Below are 20,396 nucleotides of genomic sequence, written 5' to 3' on the forward strand. Positions count from 1 at the left end.
ATGCGCGCTGCTTTTCTTACAAAGCCCAAAGAAATCCAACTAAGTACTATTGCTGTTCCCGAACCTCGTGCGGGCGAAGTGAGAGTAAAGCTAAAAATGATCGGTGTGTGCGGCTCCGATGTTCACCTGTTTTTGGGTCATCGCCAGCTGCCTTCCCCTACCGTTATTGGGCATGAAGGATTGGGCATCATTGATAAACTTGGGGAGGGTGTCACCGGCCGAATTCTCGGCCAACGTGTTGTAATTGAACCAAATACGCCTTGTTATAAATGTACATATTGCCTGAAAAACCGCGGCAATATTTGCCCCAACAAACGCATCCTTGGCCTAAACGAACCCGGCTGCTTTGCCGAATACGTCATTGTACCGGCCGACTTTTGTTGGCCGCTACCCGAGACCATTTCCGACAACGACGCCGTGACGATAGAACCTATGGCGGTAAGTGTTCACGCACTGTTGTCGTCCAACGCCAAACCCGGTGATACCATTGCCGTGATTGGTTTGGGAGCTATTGGATTGCTGCTGACCCATTTGGCGCTGTCGTTAGGGTATAAAGTTTTTGTAACAGAGATCAGCCAAACGAAAATAAATCTGGCCAAAGAAATGGGTGCTGTGGCCCTTTACCCTGTCGGTGATACGCAAACACAGGCAGATTTCTTAAACGCAATTTGGGAGCAAAATCAGGTAGCCGCAGTTTTTGAATGCGCGGGTACTTCACATACTGCTTCCTTGGCAACGGCCGCTGCGCCGCGTGGCTCGGAGATCGTTTTGGTAGGGCTTTCCGCAAAGCCGGCCACTTTTACTCCTCTCAAAATAGCGCGCGAAGGGATTCATATTATTCCTTCCATTATTTACGACCATCCTTTAGATTTCAAACGAACCATCCAACTCATTGCGGCCGGTATCGTTCGTCCAAGTTTTATTATTTCACGCTTTATGCCGCTGTATCAGTTGCAAACTGCGCTGGAATTTGCCGCCGCCGGGGAAGACAGTAAAATAATTATCCTTCCCTAGTCTTCGCTTTTCTTAACCTATGACCTACGAGAATTTACAAAATCGATTAAAAGAGTTGATCGATACAAATCCCATGTCGGCGTATCAGATCGTCATTGTGGCGCTTTGTTTTATTTTAAACTTCAACGACGGTATTGATGTCTTGGTGGTATCATTCACCGGTTCTGAAATTGCCCATGAGTGGGGTCTTTCCAAAAGTGAATTGGGCTATATTTTCAGCGCCGGATTGGCAGGAATGACCGCAGGATGTTTTTTATTGGCTCCGTTAGGCGACAAAATTGGCCGAAGAAATATATTTCTCATCTCGTTGGTGCTTATTACAAGCGGAATGCTTTTGGCTTATACCGTCACGTCGTACGCTCAACTTTTGGGGCTTCGAGTCGTAACCGGTTTAGGCATCGGCGGAATTTTGCCCAATTTAGCCACGGTCGCGGCAGAGTTTTCCAATACAAAAAGACGCGATTTCAGTGTGGGATTGGTACAGGCCGGATGGCCGTTAGGAGCTATTCTTACAGGATTTTTTACGACATGGGCCGTTCCCGAATTCGGTTGGCGATTTGCATATCTATCTGCCGGGTTGGTATCTTTAGTCATGCTCATCGGCGTATACATTTTTATGCCCGAATCCTTGGCTTTCTTGGGAAAACATCAGCCAAAAAATGCCAAAGACAAAATCAATGCAATTCTGGAAAAGATGCATCAGGCAGGCATTGAGCAACTTCCGACCAAACCCCACGCAAGCCAACCTATTCCGCTAAAAGACCTTTTTGCGCCTCTCTACGCTGCTTCGACCATTCGGCTCTGGACGGGGATTTTCTTTGGTTTCCTTACCTTATACACCCTCATGAGTTGGGTTCCCAACATCGCCAAAGAATCGGGCATGCCCTTTGAAATGGCAACGCTGGTTGGCACGGCGCTTAATTTCGGAGCTTTTACGGGCGTCTTTGTTATGGGAATGTGCATTACCCGCTTTGGCATCAAAAAAGTGCTTTTAGGCTTTATGCTGACGGCATTTACCATTATGCTCATCTACGGTAATTTAAAACTCACGCCACTTTTGATGTTTATATTGACCTTCTTTATCGGCTTTTTTGTGCAGGGAGGATTTAACGCTTTTTACCCAACCGCCACCCGAATTTACCCTGCCAACATGCGCTCTACCGGCGTAGGTTTAGCGATGGGAGTCGGACGTTTCGGCGCCATTCTTGGCCCTGCTCTGTTTGGAATATTTTCCGACTTGGGGTTGGAAGTGACTACACTTTTCAGCCTTTTTTCCATTCCGCTTTTGGTCGCCGGTTTTATGGCCTATTCCATTCCTTCAAAGAATGTGAATTAATATTACACATCCTGCCGTAATACTTCCAAAGGCGAACGCGATAAAATACCCCAACTATTGGCTAAGCCGATGAAAACCGTAATGGCAGGCACTATCAAAAATACCAAAAGAACAGGCACAAATTGTGGATCAAAATCTGTTTCAAAGCTGAAATGCGCCAACGCCCAGCCACCGCCCACGGCTAACAAAACGCCCGTAGCTGAGGCTAATGTTCCCAAAAAGAAATATTCCAACGCAGTAATGACCAATATCTGTCGGCGACTGGCTCCCAATGTGCGCAGCAATACACTTTCCTGAATGCGTTGGTACTTGGAAATCAACACCGAGGCAATAAGGACGATCAAACCGGTCAAAATGCTGAAGCCTGCCATAAAGCGAATCACAAAACCGATCTTGGTAGAAATATCATCCAACACGGTGAGAATCAAGCCCAAATCTATCAAGGAAATGTTAGGAAATTGCCGGACAATAGATTGCTGAAATTTGGCTGACACTTCATTAGTGGGAACGTGCGTCAGCAACACATGAAACTGCGGAGCTTCTTCCAACACACCTTTCGGGAAAACAACCAAAAAGTTGGTTTGCACGCCCGCCCAATCTACATCGCGCAAACTGGAAACCACGGTCGTTACCATTGTTCCCTGCACGTTAAACGTAAGGGTATCACCGATCTTGATCATATTGCGTTCTGCATAACCGTCTTCCAACGAAATCGGCACCGCATTTAGGTCTTTTGCTTCACCGTTCCATTTGCCTTTTACCACCTTTTCAGTCGAGATCAGCGAGTCCCGGAACGTTACACGGTACTCACGGCTGAACAGCCCACGCCACCGCCTGTTGGTGGTATCTTTGAGCGCTTCCACCGAGGTTTGACCATTCAATTGCTCCAAACGCATTGTCACGATGGGCACCGACTGTAAAACGGGCAGTTTTTGTTGTTTGAGCAGGTTTGTAACGCCTTGTTTTTGCGATGTTTGAATATCGAACAACACCATGTTGGGCTGATCGCCATCGGTAGAAAGTTTGATGCGGTCGAGCAGAATATTTTGTACAAAAAGGAGTGTGCAAATAAACATGGTTCCCAAACCAATGGACACCATCAAAATAGCCGTTTGGTTATTGGGGCGGTATAAATTGGCCAACCCCTGCCTGCCCAAATACCCCCAGGAAGAAGGAAAAAAGCGGCGCACCAACCACATCAACAACGATGCCACGCCCAACAACAGCAAAAACGCCACCATTACCCCCACCGTAAAAGCTATAGCATCGGTCCATTTTTTCATTTGCAGCCACGTAAACCCGAACACAAACAACACAATCAAAAGATACACCAACCATTTCAAGGGGTCTTTGGTGATTTGGCCTTGCTCATACGAAGCACGAAGCACATTAAGGGGAGATACTTTGCGAATGGAAATCAGCGACAAAAGCGCGAACAGATTGGAAATGATCACGCCTAAAACAATGCCTTGTCCAATGGCCGAAAATGACAATTCTGTAGCCAGTTCGAAAGGCAGAAAATCTTTTAAAACAGCAGGCAAAAATTGTTGGATCACCGCGCCAAGGCCCGCGCCGAGCAATGAACCAATCAGGCCAATGCCCGAAATCTGAATCAGGTAAATCAAAAAGGCTTGTGAAGCCTTCACGCCCAAACAGCGCAAAATAGCGATAGAATTAAGCTTTTCACGAATATAAATATGGATGGCACTTGCCACACCCACGCAACCCAACAACAAGGCAATAAAACCCACTAAACTTAAAAAACGCGTCAAATCGCGGAAGGTGCGGCCCGTATCTTCTTTTTGACTTTCAACGGTGCGGTAATTGTAATCTTCACGTTCAACCGTCGGTTCAATTTTTTTGACCAACAGCGGCATATTTACCGTAGGCGCAAACTTGAAATAATACCGATACACGATTCGACTGCCTTTCTGCGCCAACCCTGTTTGTTTCAAATAAGACAACGGAATGTATACCGACGGTGCCACAGTAGCCGCAATGCCCGTCTGACCGGGCGCTTTTTTCAGGATACCTGCAATCAAAAAAGTCACTTCTCCCACTTTGAGCGAGTCGCCGACTTGGGCTTGGTATTGGAGCATAAGGGTTTGATCAACCAACACTTCCTTTTTGTTACGAAAGCTTTTTCCCGCTGATGCCGGTTCGGTTTCCAATTCACCATAATAAGGAAAATTGCCTTCCAATGCCCGAATCTGTGCCAAGCGGGTGCCACTGCTTTTGGGAAAATAGATCATGGAAGCAAAGCTCCGCTCTTCGGATTTTTGCCCTTTCAGTGAGTCGATCAGGTTGGTGATCTTCGGGGTTGGAGGCGTATTGTTAGAGATTTCAAGGTCAGCGCCCAACAACGAAGCAGCCTGTGTGTCAATATTTTGCTGCAAGTTGTAACCTAGTGAATAGATGGCCACCAACGCCGCAATTCCCAAGACAATGGAAGAAACAAAAAGTAATAAACGCGAATAATTGCGCCGACTGTCGCGCCAAGCCATTTTGGCCAGCCACGCAAAATTTATCTTTGAATTCATGTTAACGTTTTTTTACCACAGAGTTACACGGAGTTTTGCACAGAGTTACACAAAGTACGATTCTATAACTACGTACTCTATTCAGTAAAACTCTGTGATTATTATTTATCAGACAACAGGGGCATCCGAAACAATTTTACCGCCTTTGATTCTAATGATCCGTTGCGTTTTGGCGGCTAATTCGAGGTTGTGCGTCACTAAAATGAGCGTTGTTCCTGATTCCTTATTCAGATCAAACAACAACTTTTCCACCTTTACACCCGTTTCGGCGTCGAGGTTTCCCGTAGGTTCATCGGCAAAAAGAATCTGAGGTTGGTTGGAGAAAGCCCGCGCCAGCGATACGCGTTGCTGCTCGCCCCCGCTCAATTGGGTAGGATAATGGTGTCCACGGTCGGCTAAACCCACTTTATCAAGTAAATCTAACGAACGACTGCGAACGTTTTTCTCACCGCGCAATTCCAAGGGCACCATCACGTTTTCGAGCGCCGTGAGGGTAGGCATGAGCTGAAAGTTTTGAAAGATAAACCCGATGTACCGGTTTCTGACCGACGCCAATTCGTCTTCGCTGAGTTTGTTTAAGCCTATGCCGTTCAGTTCTACCTGTCCGCTCGAAGCGCGATCCAGTCCCGCGCACAATCCGAGCAAGGTTGTTTTCCCACTTCCCGACGGCCCTACAATTGAAAGCGTAGAACCCGCTTCGACGGAGAAATTAACATCATTGAGTACCGTTAAATCTCGATTCCCGCTACGATAAACCTTCCCAACTTGGTGAAGATGAAGTATATTTGCCATAGTCTATGTTTAAAATTTAAAGTTCACGCCAAGACGCCAAGGAGCAGTCCGCCGCTGCGGCAAAGAAATGACAGTTTTTCAGAAACTTATGCGTCTTTGCGTGAGTTTATTTTGAGTCAGTATTCTAATCAAAATACATTATGTCTAAAATAGTTTCAATCTTTCTGCTTTATTTTTCGGTAGTTACGTTTGTTGCCTGCAATAATCAGGAAAAGGCATCCGCCGAGCAAAACACGCCTTCCAAAAACAACGCCGCCACCCCCGTGAAAGTCGTAAAGAATATTCTGGTTTTTGGTAATAGCCTTACCGCAGGGTATGGTTTAGAACCTTCAGAATCGTATCCGGCTCAACTTCAAAATCGGTTGGATTCGCTCAAGTTACCTTACAAGATCGTTAATGCGGGTGTCAGCGGCGAAACTACTTCGGGCGGCAACAGTCGCTTGGATTGGGTCTTGAAAAATCCCGTCGATATATTCATTTTGGAATTGGGTGGCAACGACGGTCTGCGCGGCATTCCCGCCACGGAAACGCGCAAAAATCTGCAAGCCATGATCGACAAAGTGAAAGCTAAATATCCCGAAGCCAAAATAATTTTGGCCGGAATGCAGGTACCGCCGAGCATGGGTAAAAAATACGCCGATGAGTTTCGCGTCATTTATCCCGAATTGGCCGAGAAAAACAATGTCGAATTGATTCCCTTTTTACTCGAAAATGTAGGAGGTGAAGTAAAACTTAACCAAAAAGACGGCATTCACCCCAACGCCATCGGGGCCAAGATCGTGGCGGAGAACGTGTGGAAAGTATTGGAAGGATTGTTGGTTAAGGAGGTGTAAAGTTTAAATAACTAAAACAATCATTTTATGAAACCTTACGAATCACTTCAAGATGAAATTCAACATACACTTGAAACCATTGGGCGTATAAATGTCGCCCTCGTTCGACATGAAGCGCAAGAAACCCCGGATGCATTAGCCATTGAGCAATATCAGGCTTTGAAAACAGACCTTACTAAACAACTTTTAGTGTTATTGGCAGAAATGGATGTCAATGTAGCTTTAGCTGCTTAGAAGATCGCTCCAAAACTATTGAAGTAAAACCCATCCAAAACACTATCATGAAACAAACAATTTTTGCCTTGCTGATCATTGTTAATGCATTGGTCATAAAAGCTCAGGAAATCAAAGGAACGTTTGCTGTTCAGAATGTTGCCACACAAAAGAACTTACGGCCTTATGAAGCTCAAAAAGCCGAAGGCAACCGAATTGTTTTGTACGATCATCGAGAATGGAAGTGCATGACGTGGGATTTTCAGCATAAAACCGATAATGTGTATCAACTCAAAAATCTGTTTACCGCTAAAACTTTCCAGACAGAAACCCAACCCAAAGCGGGCGACAAATTGATCCAGAAAACGCTTATCAATGATGATCTGCAACAGGAATGGGAATTTATTAAAGAAGCGGAAAACCAATATTCCATTCGGTTGAAAAATACAAATCTGTATGTTACGGCAGCAGATAGTAACGGCGCAGATAACAGCGCGATCATTTTGCAGGAAAAGCAAAAATCCGATCTTCAACGTTGGAAATTAGTAGCTCAAACACCGAGTTTTTAATACGATCTGAATGCAAACTCAATCGTTATACCAAAAGGCAATAAAATTTGCCGCTTTAAAACACTTGGAACAAGATCAAATTGTTCCGGGAAGTGAGTTGCCGTATGTGGTACATTTGAGCAATGTAGCCATGGAAATTCTACTTGCCGCCCAACATTCTGCTAATTTTGATTTGGACTACGCCGTACAGGTTGCGTTGTTACATGATACATTGGAAGATACTTCTACCACAATAGAGGAACTTATCACCGAATTTGGCCCAATGATCGCCGAAGGCGTTTTGGCCTTGACAAAAAATGAAGCATTACCAAAACCGGAACGGATGCCGGATAGTTTAAGAAGAATAAAGCAGTTGCAGGCAGAAACGTGGGCGGTAAAATTAGCGGACAGAATCACGAATTTGCAGACGCCGCCAAGTCATTGGGATACTGCCAAGAAAATAGAATACCGGAACGAAGCAGTTATTATTTTAGAAGAACTGAAAGGAGGAAATACGTTTTTGGAAGAACGATTGCGTTTGAAAATAACAGAATATGAAAAGTATATTCAATCGTAATTGACAAGATTTGTTTTAAAATTACTACCACATTCGTTATGGAAATATACACGCAAATCCAGTGGCTTTTTCTATTAGCGCTGCCCATTGCCTGTGTTGCATGGACAGTTACGCACGAAGAAATCTTTCGTGAACCTCGCGAATATTGCATAAGGCGGAGTCAGAATGATAAGGCCATGTTACAGCGAAAGTTTTTTTATCTTTTTACCTGTGAGTACTGCTTTAGCCATTATATCACTATTTTCTTCCTTATTTTAACCGGTTATAAACTGTTATTGAATGATTGGCGAGGGTATTTGATTGCAGGATTTGCATTGGTTTGGATAGCCAATATCTACATGAATATCTACGGACTTATCCGTCAGGCGATAAAAAAAGAAATCACCGAGATCAAAGTATTAGAGAAAGAAACGAAAGAGTAATCTACTCCTTCGTCAACCTAAAATCACTTTCCAAGTCCGTTCAAAACTCCCTTTTTCTGCCAACTGAATAATACCTTCTTTTTGGGTAATGTCCTGATTGTGGTCAACCGAATCGGCGATGCCACACCAAGGCTCTATGCACACAAAATCAGCGTTTTTGGCGGCCCAAACGCCGAGATAAGGAAACCCGGAAAAATCAAAGCGAAGCGAATGTGGAGATTTAGGCGTATGCAACACCACACTGTCGGAGCGATAATTCTTGAAAACCAGCGCATCTTCATGAAACAATTCTTTGGAAAGCGCAATATCCGTCGTTTGTTCGGCAATAAGTACCGGTTTAGTTTCAACCAAACCTTCCGGCGTCAATGGCCATCTTGCCCAATCTTCCTGTTTATTAAAACTCAACAAATAATCTTCATACTGCGTACCTTCTACCAAGGGCACCTTGAAAGCAGGGTGCCCTCCTACTGAGAACCATAACGGGGCATTACTTGGATTATTTACCAAATAACTGACATGCAGTTGATTATCTTGTAAAGTGTACCGAATACGAAAGGCAAATTCAAAAGGATATACGGCCAACGTACTTTCATCATGCGTTAACAAAAACGTGACCGAGCCGCTTTCCTGTGCTTCTATTGCAAAGGTTTTTTCACGGGCAAAACCGTGACGGGACAATTGATACGCTTTATCATTGCAGTAATACGTATTGTCTTTCAATCCTCCCACAATCGGGAACAAAACAGGTGAATGTTTGCTCCAAAATTCGGGATTGCCCTCCCACATAAATTCGAGTTCTGGCCCGAGCAATATTAAACTTACGAGTTCCGCTCCTTTCGGATTGATGACAGCCTTGATGTATTCGTTTTGAATGGTTAGCATAGATGCAGATTCTAATAAGATGTGCCGGCAAATGTAAGGAATAAACGGAATTGACTCAGCTAATAAGCAGTTATCCGGCTCAAACTTTCGCCTTTTTGGGTGAATAGCCAAAGTGTTCCTGATACATTTTGGAAAAATAAGATTGAGAACTATAGCCTACTTCGTAAGCCACCTGAGTTACATTGAGATTTCCCTGCTTCAATAGCTCATGGGCTCGTTCAAGCCGAATCTTATGGATAAATTGGGAAGTAGTTTGATTGGTAAGTGCCTGAATTTTACGATACAGCTGCGAGCGGCTCATGTTTGCCTTTTCGGCCAGCGTTTCTATTTCAAATGTCTCATCTGATAGGTTTTCCAGCACAATATTTTTGATCTTTTGCAGAAAGATCCGCTCTTTTTCAATCAATACCTGAGGCAGGCTATTGGTTTTCGGCGATTCTTCAGATTCTGCACCCGTTATTTTCAGGGCAAGTTTTTGACGAATGGAGAGCATGTTGTGTACCCTTACCGTTAACTCAGGCAGGCTGAATGGCTTACTCATGTATTCGTCGGCACCAAACTCCAGCCCTTTCAATTTGCTGTCAAAAGAAGACTTTGCCGACAATACAATGATGGGAACGTGACTGGTCCGCTCGTCATTTTTGAGGGTTTTTATCACGTCGTACCCATCCACCAATGGCATCATAACGTCCGTAATGACCACATCAGGGATATACTCCAAGGCCAAATCAATACCCTCTTTGCCATTACCTGCCGCTTTTACCTGATAGGAAAGGCGCAGGCTATCGACCAAAAAGGAACGCAGTTCTTCATTGTCTTCAATTACTAAAATAAGCGGTGCAGCAGTCGAATGTTGGACCGAAATATGACCGTCTGAGGCTGACGGGAGAGAGGATGGATGAATTTCAAACGAGCGCTCTCCGGCCGAAGCATTTTTTAAGGTTGCTATTTTTAAAGGAATTTGAGCCCGAAATGAACTTCCTAAATTCAGGATGCTTTCTGCTTTTATGGTTCCTCCCATCATTTCAACAAGTTCTTTCACCAATGCTAATCCGATACCGGTGCCGGCGTATTGCTTCGTAAAAGAAGCATCCGCCTGATAAAAGCGGTTAAAGATATGCGGAAGGTGCTCGGGGGCAACCCCAATTCCGGTATCGTTGACTTTAATCACGAGTATGTGTTCCGGGGTGATGTTGGCCTCTAAGGTTACCTTTCCTGCCTCAGGGGTAAATTTGATGGCATTGGAAAGAAGATTATAAACAATTTTTTCAATTTTATCCTGATCAAACAAATAATCATGCCCTGACTCAGGAGCCTTAAACGCCAGAGTAAGTTGTTTTTTCGCGGCCACTCCCTCAAACGCCCGTACGAGCTGAGACAACTGTTGGATGGGGTCGCCAATGGTTTCGATGACTTCCAGTTTTCCCGCATCTTTCTTTGTCAGATCCAACATTTCGTTAATCAAACGAAGCAATTGATGGGTATTTCGCTGTATGGATTTAATACGTTCCCGGTCGGTCAATTCCGGTGCAGAATGCTCCAATTGCTCGGCAGCATTTAGAATAAGGGTTAAAGGCGTGCGAAATTCGTGGGTGAGGTTGGCAAAAAAATGCGTTTTCATTTCGTCCACGCGTTGCAACACCTCCGTTTCCTGTTCTCTACGGCGCAGTTCTTTTCGGAGTTTTCGGCGTTTTTGCCATTCTTTTGAAACAAAAAACACGATTATCCCCGCCAGAAATACATACAGCGCGATGGCCCACCATCTTTTCCAAAGCGGTGTTATCACAATAATTTTAAGCGAGCCGGCTTCTTCCCATCGGTTGGAATCAAGGCGGTTGTACGTAATAAATGTATAATTGCCCGCTTCCATGTCAGTATACGTCACTCGGTTATTCACCGTTGAAAATGTCAGTCCTGCATCCTCTGTTCCGGAAAGGAGTTGCTTGTATTCATACAGTTTTGCCGGTGCCGCAGGAGCACTATAGATGACAATATTGTCGTTTTCCTGAAGTGTAATGACAGGAACTCCCTTCTCGTCGCGGGTGTAGGAGTAGTTTTCCGTATTGTCCTTAAGGATACTGCCATTGACCGTAATACTCAAAGGATGAAACGATTGAGTGCGCTGTAGTTGATTCAGGTCGTATACCCTGACAAATTTGGCATTGCCTACCCACAGGCGATTTTTTTCGTCCACCATCATTGCCAGCGCGTAGCGGCCCGAAGGAGTTAAATCCATGCGAAGCAATCCTTCGCGGTCGTTGTAACGATACACGATAAAGCCATGCGCCAGATAATCATTGCCGGTTTGGTCATGCACAACATTAATAACGGTATTATATTCAGGAAACGAATGAAGCGGAATGCGTTTTACTTTTCCGGTTTTCGGACTGAGGATATTGACCATGTTCTGAAAACCTATCCATAGATCACCGTTCTTTCGAAGGTTTACGCTGTGGGTATGATTATCGCTGAGTGATTCATCATTGAGAGGATCGTGCAAAAAAATCGTAAATTTTCCGGATACCGGATCATACTGCTGAACACCTTGATTGGTGGCCAACCAAAGATGGCCGAAATCATCTTCGGTGATACCATTCACATTTATTTTCCGGTTAGTTATACGTTTTACATCGTTGGTAGCAGGATCAAACCGCAAAAGCCCGATTTCCTGCAGGCCAATCCATACTATTCCTTTTTTGTCAGGGTATAAAAAAGTACTGCCGTATTTAGTCAGGTAATTTTTAATGACCGATGCACTGTCCGGAATCCGGACAATTTGTTGACGTTTCGGATCAAAATAAGAAAGGGAATACCCTCGGCTGGTTTTGAACCACACTTTTCCGTCTACCGATGCCCGGGCTTTCGTATAGAATTCTTCTTTATCGGCTTTCGGATCCCGAAAAATACGGGTTTGCTTACCATCATAGCGGCACATTCCTTTCCGTCCCGCAAACCAATAATTGCCAAAACGGTCTTTCGTAATATCGGAACCGCCAAAAAAATGCCCCTCTACAGAAATAACCTGAAGCGGTTTGGGCATGATTTGTCCCAAGCACGAAACAGCGCACAAAACCAACAGCAACAAACAGTTAAGACCTTGCATAGGGTAGCAGTAAATAACAAAAATGCAACATATTTACATAAAATGACACAATACCGGATGTTTTTTCAAAAGATAAAACAGGACAATAAATGACCGATTTACATAGTGCAATATACTTATATGAAATGACACTTCAGTGGTAGCATTTGCCCTAAAGGAGAGGGTAGCTTTGTAAAGAGAACGACGGCGTCTGTCTTCCCTCTAACATTACCCTATCCCTTTTGAGTTATGAAGAAACTATGTACCGCCTTTACTTTTTTCTTTTGCGGCATCTGTTGGTTTGAAAGTATAAGCCAAACCATTGACTTCAGTGCTTTAAAAGGAGGCGACAACAAACTGAAAGTAAACGGCGGACTGACCGCCAACATTGTATATAACGCAACACAATCACCGAATATCCCCCCGATAAGTTATTTTTTGGGTGGAAATATCAATTTCAGCTACCGAAATTTCAGTCTGCCCGTGAGTATCAACTACTCCAATCGCAGGTTCACCTACAGTCAACCCTTTTCGTTCAATTTTGTTACGTTTCGTCCTTCCTACAAATGGGCATCGGCAGAAATAGGTACCTGTTTTATGTCTTTTTCGCCATATTCTCTCAGCGGTCATCAGTTTCAGGGAGTTGGGCTCACCCTCACGCCCAATAAATGGACCGTAAGCATGATGTACGGGCGACTGCTGAAAGCAACGGAAGGCAGCACCGATGCAGGAATTGAAGCCAACTATCGACGAATGGGCATGGGCATCAAAGCAGTCTACAAATCCTCTTTTTATACCCTCGGAGTATCGTTGTTCAACGCCCGAGATCAAGCTAACACTTTACCCAACCTGCCCGACAATCAACGCCCTCAACCAAAAGAAAATATGGTTGCAGGGCTTGATTTCAGCACAGTTTTATTCAAAAAATTACAATTGGATGCTGCCTATTATTCCAGCACACTCAACGCAGACAAGGCGCAAACTTCCACCGAGCCCGCTAACCGAAAATCACTCTCAGGTATATTTTTAGGAAACAACGCTTCCCTGCAATCATACAACAGCTATCGGCTGGGTCTCAACTATAATTTAAGTAAATGGAACGGAATCCTTGGAATTGAATACCAAAAAGTAGACCCTGACTACGTCACGTTGGGCGGCTACTATTTTGTCAATGACTTTGAGAATCTCACGCTCAGGTATTCCCAAAGTATATGGTCGGGCAAGATCAACCTGTCCGGCAATCTGGGCCTTCAACAGGATGACATTGCCAAACAAAAATCGTCGAGTCAGCGGCGAATCGTCGGCATGGCAAATCTCATGTTCAATCCCTCCGAAAAACTGAATATGGGCGTAAGCTTCTCCAATTTTACGTCCTACTCCTACGTCCGGACCGCCTTTGACGAAATCCGCAAGTTGAATCCTTTTGAGCAATTGGACACCCTCAATTACCGCCAGATCAACCAAACCGTTTCGGCCAATGCAGCCTATACGCTCTCCCAATCAGAGACAAAAGTCAACACCCTGACCGCCGATTTTTCCTGGATGGAATCCGCCAACAAACAGGGAGATGCGGTCAGAATCGGGCAGCAGTCGGGTTTTATCAATTCAGATATACTCTATAATTATCAACAGCCCAAAAAATCACAGGGGATCGGGATGGGCATCAATGCAAGTCTTAACACCATCGGCACCCAAAACTCTTTTTCGGTCGGTCCGCTGCTCAACTACCAAAAAGGGTTTCTTAAGGATCAGCTTACCACCACCGGTTACCTCTCTTACATTCACTCCAAAGACGACACCCCCGATACCCGAACGGAGGCCTTTAACCTGCGTGGAAACGTTAATTATAAATGGAACAAAAACAACAGCGTATCAGGCAATCTCGGTCTTACGCAGGTGTCGGGTTCATCTATTGGAGCGCGCACTTATGTATCACTCACGGTCGGATATATCAATCGGTTTTAATCCAAAGTCATGAGGAATAAACAGTGTTTCATAGGGCTTCTCAGTCTTCTTTTGCTCACCGTCACCGAGGTAACGGCGCAGCATTTTCCGGTGCAGGCCACGTTTTATTCAAGACCTCCCTATCCTGTCAGGCTGGTCGATTATGCCAATCCGCAGGGCAAAAACCTGTCCCTGAAGGTAGTGCTTCGCGACCTGAATCTGGGACCCACTCAGGTGTATTTCAAGTTTCGAATTTCGAGCAATTCCGTCAGTTACGGCAACCCCCAAACCCCCTCCGGCACGCCCATTTTTACGCTTACACCGGGCGTGGTACAGACCTTTACCCAAGCCGATTTTGCGCGTAATTTCACCCGTGAGAATCTCAACGTTTCGCCTTTTTTGTATCCGTTGCCTTTGCAGGAAGGAATCTATACGTTTTCTGTTGAGATCATTGATGTGCTGACCAACAGGGCGTTGTCTAAAGTGGAGCAAATGCCGCCCGTGTGGCTGGTGGTCAACGACCCCCCCATCCTGAATGTACCGCAGAACCTAAGTCAGATAAAAGTACAAAACCCTCAAAACCTGATTTTTCAATGGACACCCCGGCACCGGCAGGCGGCCACGGTCGAATACGAATTTGTGCTGACGGAATTGCTGATCCCCGATAATTTCAACGGGAACCCCCAAAACCTTTTTCTTTCCCAACCTCCTTATTATCAAGCCACCACCTCAAGCACTTCGCTGCTTTTCGGCCCGGCGCAACCGCCACTGATCGCCGGACGAACCTACGGGTTTAGGGTACGGGCCAAAGCCAAACAGGGATTTGAAGAAGTGGGTATTTTCAGAAATGACGGCTACAGTGAAATCTTCGTTTTTAACTACGGAGAAAAGAATCGCGCGCCTATTATTCTTTCTGCCAAATGGGGGAACGATGCCAAGCCGGTAATCACTTGGAAAGGCATGGATCGCCATACACAGTTTGAGGTGCTCTACAAGAGAACTTCAGATACCCAAGAAGCCTCATTTCCTTTTTTCAGTCTGTCAAACCCTTATCTGCAAAAAACAGGCGACAATACGTACGTCGGCAAGATCAACGCGGCAAGGGAGTTCAAATCCGGCTATACTTTTCGGGTAGGAGGTATTACCGGTGTTTCGGGCGAAGAAACGCTGTTTTCCGGACCCATAGTTTTACCGCCGATTGACTGGTCAAAAATCACCGTCAGCGGCATCTTCAGCGACAGCGAAGACTATCTGGCGCTGTTGGCGGGCAAAAGTCGAAAAGACAACCCCAACCCTTTGGCGGCAACCTGTCCAAATCCAAGAGTCAATCCGACCGATACCAAAACCAACGCTGTTGTGCTCGGCGATACGGTACATGCCGGCGGCACCGATGTGGTCGTCATGTCGGACGAATATGCCCATGCCCTCATTAAAACGCCGGGTGGCAGTACGATTGTCAAACTGTATTATTCGGCCGATTTTAAAATCAATCAATATAACGAACTGATCTCGGGGTATTTGACCGGCGAAGTGACCAACCAACGCATCAAACTTCTCAGTTCGGGCGGCGACATCGGTGAAACAGATATCACCAATAAACAATTGATCTCTTTAGGCGTCAGAACTGATTCGCTCAAAATATTGGCCAATCAGATCCACGATCAAAGTAAACAGCAATTGGCGTATACGACCGCCAATCGCTATATCTCCCGGATTTCCGCCGCACTGCCCGCACTTTCCGGTTTGCTTACGGCCAAGCAGGCATTGATTCTGGAAAGTATAAAAGTAATCAATGAGGAGCTGGCTAAGAACCTACCAAATCAGCAGCGAACCCACCTGCAAAACATGAAAACCAAACTAACGGCCAAATCAAGTGAAACTCAAAAAAACATAGACAACCTGAATACATTTATCCAAAATTTCAGAGGGTTGAATTTCACCAATGATATAATGGGGCTGCTTTTACCCCAACTTTTTCTATAACTGCCCAACGCCTGTTAATCTCCTGAAGATATGTGTGCTCAAATTAAAAGATTGCTGTTTCTACTCCCACTAGTTGCGTTGGCCACTCCGATGGCCTGTGCAGGCAACGACCCCGCCACAACCGGCAGCAGCGAAAGCCAACGAAAAACCGCGTTGGCTCTGGAAACGGCGCTCAACAAAAGTCTCCATTCGGCCAATCCTATTGAGATAGCCGGCGGGCTCTCACCGGTTCAAATCCCGACCGCGGACCTGACACAGGAAGCCAAAGACGCCAAAGCGCTCTTTGATGACTTGGAACGTCGCGGAAAAATACTGCCCGGCCTCACCAATACAGTCTTACAGGAGCTTCCGGTGGCTATCCCACTGGAGGCTACTCAACAAGGTTATTTAGCCATCAAAAAAGCCACATTTTACCCCACCCATGTTGAATTGGAGGTGTACGGCCGATTGTTTCTGGGAGATGAGGAAATTTATTTCGGCAACAAAAAAATCAATTACGTACCGGGCTCCGGCTTTGCCGGCAATGCCGCGCTGGCCATGCTGGGCACGCAGGAATTTTCCAATGCCCAATACAAACTAAGCCTGACGGGCGGCAATGCCGGCAGCACCCCCAATGCCGGCATGTCACAATTAAAGATCAATTGCGGCACTTTTGAAGCATTGGTACTGAAGGGAAACTTTGTCTTTAATAAGGATCATTTCCTCAAATTGGACGCCAAAGGTTTTCCAATGGCCGAAGGAACAACCATTGAATGCCCGATTGATTTTCAAACCTCCAATCTTAGCGAAGTACGCATTCCGCTAAAAAATTCGCTTGCGTTTACTCTCAAAAAGTCCGCCGGTGTAATGGGCTTTTTCTTGGAAACAGCCTTTTTAGATATATCCGAGACTTCTACCCCTGCTTCGCTCAGTACGCTGTTAGATACATTTCTAAACCCCAAAACGGAACAAAATCGCAAGCAATGGACCGGCCTTTACGCCGAAAAAACGCGGGTCTATCTGCCGCTTTTCTTTTACCCTGCGACCAAAAAGGATCCCAATCCGGTACGACCAAGCTATGAATCTTCGGCCTTGGTCATGGATGCTTCGGGCATTTATATGACTTCCGCTCAAACGTCGGTTGCCAAATGGGACAAAATGGGAGGTTCGCCCATGACCATTGATGAACTTCGATTCACCCTGAAAGGAAGCACGTATAAATCCTTCAACCTAAAGGGGAAAATAGGCGTACTTTTAGCCAAAAGCCCCTTTGCGGCCAAAGGAGACAAGTCGTATAATTTTGATAATCTAAAACCGGAAGAATACCTCAAATACACCGGCAGTCTGGACGATAAGTCGGAAACCTTCGCGATGAAAGCCGAAACCGCCAACAGTATGTATTTCATGGGGGCTAAATCCACTCTGCGCGAGGACTCAAAAGTTATCTTTACTCAAGATTCCCCCAACTATCGCAGTTCGGCCGTTACCTCTACGCCCGAAGGCAGCAATACGACAAACGCGAATAACCTTCCGGAAATAACGACCGAGTCTACAAAAGTAACCGGTGACCATACTTTCAATGCACGGCTCGTCACTCCTAAGTTAAGTTTTAGATTCGTGATCGGAAAGGACTTGGCCGGTAATGTAGTGAAGCATGATGTCACTTCGAGTAATGCAGAAAAAATTGTAAGCTTAGGGGTTATTTTAGCCGAAGATGTAGTGTTAGGTTATTCTTTTTTAAGTGAAAAACCCATTTTCAGTTTTACGCGAATCGGTTATCAGCAAATGGGACAGATTCCGGTCTTCGGGTATGTCGGGCTCCGGAAGTTGATGGTAAGCTACGATGACCAAGAAAAACTGGCAACCATTGAAGTAGAAGCCTACGCCAATTTCAATCCCAAAAGCAGACAGAATGCCTTGGGACCTACGCCAACTACGCCACCACCTGCACCAACTGCGACGCCATCTCCGTCAACTACGACGCCACCCGGATCAACTACGCCTGCAAATCCAACTACTCCAAACACTCCCCCGCCCCCAAAATCTACTATTCAAATAAGTCTGGGGTTCAACATCACTTTTTATATGGAAGTTTCTGACGAAAAAGCGGCAGCTTCCTTTGATGGGTTTGAGCTTACCTCATTACGCATCCGAAATGCTTCTACCAATGGTTTTACCATTGACGGTTCGCTCCGCTATGTAACCGATGATGAAGATTATGGAACGGCTGTGATGGGAGATTTAATGGCCGAGATAGAAACTAAGAGCCTAAAAGCCGCTGCCAACAAACCTCTTCCCAGATTTCAAATTAACTGGATTGCCGGCAAAAAAGACGGGTATGGGTATGGATATTTTGACGGAATGTTTGATATGGGGGCAGCCGGAGGGATTCCGGTAGGTGCTGTCAAGATCAACGGCTTCGGGGTAGGTGTTGCAGTCAATATGTATCAGACCAAGGAATTTGGAAGTCGCAAAACAGCCACCGGGTTGAAATTTTTGCCCAAAGAAAAAGTCTATGGGGCTATGATCTCGGTCTCGCTTATCACAGCAGATTCTAAACAAAGAGGGTACGTAGGCATCTATTTTGAATTTGCAACGGATGGCGACGGCTTCCGCAAACTCACGTTATACGGTCAGTGGGAAATCGCGAAAGATGCCTCTCCTTTAGCTGACTTTAATGTTAAGGATGTACTTGAAAAAACCGCCGGCAGTCTGCCCAAAACACCGGGCACTTCCAATACTACCCCGGTAGCCAAAACAACAAGCAACAGTACGCTGTATAATAAACAGGTCTTTGATGCTGTCAAGATACTGGATGTCCCGTTAGACGACAAATTTGCCCTTTTCAAATTCAACTTCATGCTCGATAACTCCGAAGATGAATTCACGGCTGAAGGAAATTTATACGGATTTATGCACGTGAATCTTGATGAAACCAGCGACTCTGACGGATCGTATGTCAGGGGAGCGGCCGATGATGAAGGGCTCGGCTTTTTGGGAATGATCAGTTTTCGGGCTCAAAAAGACAAAGGATATTTCTGGATCGGCCGCCCTGATCAGCCTTTAGCCATTGAAGCAATGATCAATGTCGGCCGAAAAGAATCTCCTACTTATATCAGTTTTGGGGCTACTTTTTTTATGATCGGAGGAAACGTAGGATTGCCCAGTACCAAAGTTAAGTATTACTCCCTATTGGAAAATGTCAAAGATCAAATCAATGCCGAACTGACCGCAAGGGGAGAAGACGAAGTGCATTTTGATTTGCCTCCCTCCTTCCAAATGGACGGCAATCGGTATTTCGCTATGGGCTTTTCCTTAGGGGGATCGGTAGAACTCAGCAATTCCGGAGCCAAAGTTTTCCCTTATTTTCAGGCATCCATAGGGTTCGGGATGATGCTTTCCTACAGTCAGGTGCCTACCTGTAATAATTCAAACTTCTTAGGCTCGGCTGTTTTTCACGGCTCAGGAGAACTGGGATTAAGTATCAACCTCACCGCGAAGGGAAAAACCCGCTTTGCGATCCTGAAAGGAGCCCTCTCAGTAGGAGGAGTAGGCGACGGTAAAAAGAGCTACGGTGCCGGGATGTTTGAGTACAGCATTTTAGGCGGTATTATAGAAGGTAAAGCTTTTTTCAAAGTGGGAAGCGCCCCCTGTTTAGATCCTCGACAGTATAATTTAAGCAGTAATGTCAATTTGGTAACCGACGTATCTCCCAAATCGCCTATTATATCCAACAATTCGTTCGGACGTGCCGATTTTACCGACGGAGAAGTGTATCTGAATGAAATGCTGATCCTGAAGATCAACCCGGAAATTGCGGTATACGAACGATGCAATATTGTGATTGACGGGCGTGACACCTTGGTCAACGTGGCGGTGGTCGCTAACTACAGTATCGGTCCCATTAATAACATTCAGCGGTGGAAGGAAAAGCGTAAAGACCGGCAGGACGATGAAATACGCTTTGTGGGGCGTGACAATGCGTATAACAAAGTAAAACGCAGAGGGCCCAACAGTACCTTGTGGTGGTGGGCCAATCTACATGTACCCAATCAAAATAATATATTAAAAGTCACCCTGCTCATTACCGACGATGCCAATATACAATTCGGTGACGGCGATCGAAAGTGGGACAAACTGGGAGATTTTGAGCAAAAGTTCGAGTTTAGGTTCCGAACGGGAGTTTCTTTAAAAACAGAGCACGTCGATAAAAACCACGATTATTATATCCGTAATCCCTAACCTTTACTT

14 protein-coding genes are annotated in these 20,396 nt (G+C 45.4%); 10 read left to right on the forward strand and 4 right to left on the reverse strand.

The window, feature by feature from the left end; genetic code table 11:
• Together ACQY73_RS08105 and ACQY73_RS08110 are read left to right on the forward strand one after the other, a co-directional pair.
• Positions 1–1,014, forward strand: coding sequence for a zinc-dependent alcohol dehydrogenase (locus ACQY73_RS08105; protein ID WP_428663962.1), 1,014 nt, complete (start codon positions 1–3; stop codon positions 1,012–1,014).
• A gap of 19 nt (positions 1,015–1,033) precedes the next feature.
• Complete coding sequence (locus tag ACQY73_RS08110) at positions 1,034–2,350, forward strand: MFS transporter (RefSeq protein WP_428663966.1); 1,317 nt, start codon at positions 1,034–1,036, stop codon at positions 2,348–2,350.
• A gap of 2 nt (positions 2,351–2,352) precedes the next feature.
• Here ACQY73_RS08110 and ACQY73_RS08115 read toward each other — a convergent pair whose 3' ends face one another.
• Positions 2,353–4,890, reverse strand: a complete 2,538-nt coding sequence (locus ACQY73_RS08115; RefSeq protein ID WP_428663969.1) for an ABC transporter permease — start codon at positions 4,888–4,890, stop codon at positions 2,353–2,355.
• Positions 4,891–4,998: 108 nt separating this feature from the next.
• On the reverse strand, positions 4,999–5,682 hold the full coding sequence (locus ACQY73_RS08120) for an ABC transporter ATP-binding protein (protein WP_428663971.1): 684 nt from the start codon (positions 5,680–5,682) through the stop codon (positions 4,999–5,001).
• A gap of 140 nt (positions 5,683–5,822) precedes the next feature.
• On the opposite strand from ACQY73_RS08120, the gene ACQY73_RS08125 reads away from it, so the two are divergent.
• From ACQY73_RS08125 to ACQY73_RS08145, 5 genes are read left to right on the forward strand one after another with little or no spacing between them, the layout of a single operon-like run.
• Positions 5,823–6,515 carry an arylesterase gene (locus tag ACQY73_RS08125; RefSeq protein ID WP_428663974.1) on the forward strand — a complete coding sequence of 231 codons (693 nt, stop codon included), beginning with the start codon at positions 5,823–5,825 and terminating at the stop codon, positions 6,513–6,515.
• Between the two features lie 27 nt (positions 6,516–6,542).
• Positions 6,543–6,749: a hypothetical protein gene (locus ACQY73_RS08130; protein WP_428663976.1), complete on the forward strand. Its 207-nt coding sequence runs from the start codon at positions 6,543–6,545 to the stop codon at positions 6,747–6,749.
• Between the two features lie 47 nt (positions 6,750–6,796).
• Positions 6,797–7,297, forward strand: coding sequence for an RICIN domain-containing protein (locus ACQY73_RS08135; RefSeq protein WP_428663979.1), 501 nt, complete (start codon positions 6,797–6,799; stop codon positions 7,295–7,297).
• Positions 7,298–7,307: 10 nt separating this feature from the next.
• Entirely contained in the window at positions 7,308–7,853 is a 546-nt protein-coding gene (locus tag ACQY73_RS08140; RefSeq protein WP_428663982.1) for an HD domain-containing protein, read from the forward strand.
• A gap of 38 nt (positions 7,854–7,891) precedes the next feature.
• A complete protein-coding gene (locus tag ACQY73_RS08145) occupies positions 7,892–8,275 on the forward strand; it encodes a hypothetical protein (RefSeq protein WP_428663985.1) in 384 nt (127 codons plus the stop codon).
• Between the two features lie 12 nt (positions 8,276–8,287).
• Here the strand turns inward: ACQY73_RS08145 and ACQY73_RS08150 are convergent, their stop codons facing one another.
• Together ACQY73_RS08150 and ACQY73_RS08155 are read right to left on the reverse strand one after the other, a co-directional pair.
• A complete protein-coding gene (locus ACQY73_RS08150) occupies positions 8,288–9,157 on the reverse strand; it encodes an aldose 1-epimerase family protein (RefSeq protein WP_428663987.1) in 870 nt (289 codons plus the stop codon).
• Positions 9,158–9,236: 79 nt separating this feature from the next.
• The gene (locus ACQY73_RS08155; RefSeq protein WP_428663990.1) at positions 9,237–12,197 is read right to left on the reverse strand and encodes an ATP-binding protein; all 2,961 of its coding nucleotides are present in this window, start codon (positions 12,195–12,197) and stop codon (positions 9,237–9,239) included.
• Between the two features lie 291 nt (positions 12,198–12,488).
• On the opposite strand from ACQY73_RS08155, the gene ACQY73_RS08160 reads away from it, so the two are divergent.
• Genes ACQY73_RS08160 through ACQY73_RS08170 form a run of 3 tightly spaced genes read left to right on the forward strand, consistent with a single transcriptional unit; the run spans position 12,489 to position 20,387 of the window.
• Positions 12,489–14,204, forward strand: coding sequence for a hypothetical protein (locus ACQY73_RS08160; protein WP_428663992.1), 1,716 nt, complete (start codon positions 12,489–12,491; stop codon positions 14,202–14,204).
• Between the two features lie 9 nt (positions 14,205–14,213).
• The gene (locus ACQY73_RS08165; protein ID WP_428663995.1) at positions 14,214–16,166 is read left to right on the forward strand and encodes a hypothetical protein; all 1,953 of its coding nucleotides are present in this window, start codon (positions 14,214–14,216) and stop codon (positions 16,164–16,166) included.
• A 30-nt stretch (positions 16,167–16,196) separates the two neighbouring features.
• Positions 16,197–20,387, forward strand: a complete 4,191-nt coding sequence (locus ACQY73_RS08170; RefSeq protein ID WP_428663998.1) for a hypothetical protein — start codon at positions 16,197–16,199, stop codon at positions 20,385–20,387.
• Positions 20,388–20,396 lie beyond the last annotated feature (9 nt).

Source organism: Runella sp., from assembly GCF_965279615.1.
GTDB lineage: Bacteria > Bacteroidota > Bacteroidia > Cytophagales > Spirosomataceae > Runella.

Coding starts and splice junctions, on each gene's coding strand:
- ACQY73_RS08145 (WP_428663985.1), top strand. CDS start 7,892: ATGGAAATATACACGCAAATCCAGTGGCTTTTTCTATTAGCGCTGCCC.
- ACQY73_RS08165 (WP_428663995.1), top strand. CDS start 14,214: ATGAGGAATAAACAGTGTTTCATAGGGCTTCTCAGTCTTCTTTTGCTC.
- ACQY73_RS08150 (WP_428663987.1), bottom strand. CDS start 9,157: ATGCTAACCATTCAAAACGAATACATCAAGGCTGTCATCAATCCGAAA.
- ACQY73_RS08105 (WP_428663962.1), top strand. CDS start 1: ATGCGCGCTGCTTTTCTTACAAAGCCCAAAGAAATCCAACTAAGTACT.
- ACQY73_RS08140 (WP_428663982.1), top strand. CDS start 7,308: ATGCAAACTCAATCGTTATACCAAAAGGCAATAAAATTTGCCGCTTTA.
- ACQY73_RS08135 (WP_428663979.1), top strand. CDS start 6,797: ATGAAACAAACAATTTTTGCCTTGCTGATCATTGTTAATGCATTGGTC.
- ACQY73_RS08120 (WP_428663971.1), bottom strand. CDS start 5,682: ATGGCAAATATACTTCATCTTCACCAAGTTGGGAAGGTTTATCGTAGC.
- ACQY73_RS08155 (WP_428663990.1), bottom strand. CDS start 12,197: ATGCCCAAACCGCTTCAGGTTATTTCTGTAGAGGGGCATTTTTTTGGC.
- ACQY73_RS08170 (WP_428663998.1), top strand. CDS start 16,197: ATGTGTGCTCAAATTAAAAGATTGCTGTTTCTACTCCCACTAGTTGCG.
- ACQY73_RS08110 (WP_428663966.1), top strand. CDS start 1,034: ATGACCTACGAGAATTTACAAAATCGATTAAAAGAGTTGATCGATACA.
- ACQY73_RS08125 (WP_428663974.1), top strand. CDS start 5,823: ATGTCTAAAATAGTTTCAATCTTTCTGCTTTATTTTTCGGTAGTTACG.
- ACQY73_RS08130 (WP_428663976.1), top strand. CDS start 6,543: ATGAAACCTTACGAATCACTTCAAGATGAAATTCAACATACACTTGAA.
- ACQY73_RS08115 (WP_428663969.1), bottom strand. CDS start 4,890: ATGAATTCAAAGATAAATTTTGCGTGGCTGGCCAAAATGGCTTGGCGC.
- ACQY73_RS08160 (WP_428663992.1), top strand. CDS start 12,489: ATGAAGAAACTATGTACCGCCTTTACTTTTTTCTTTTGCGGCATCTGT.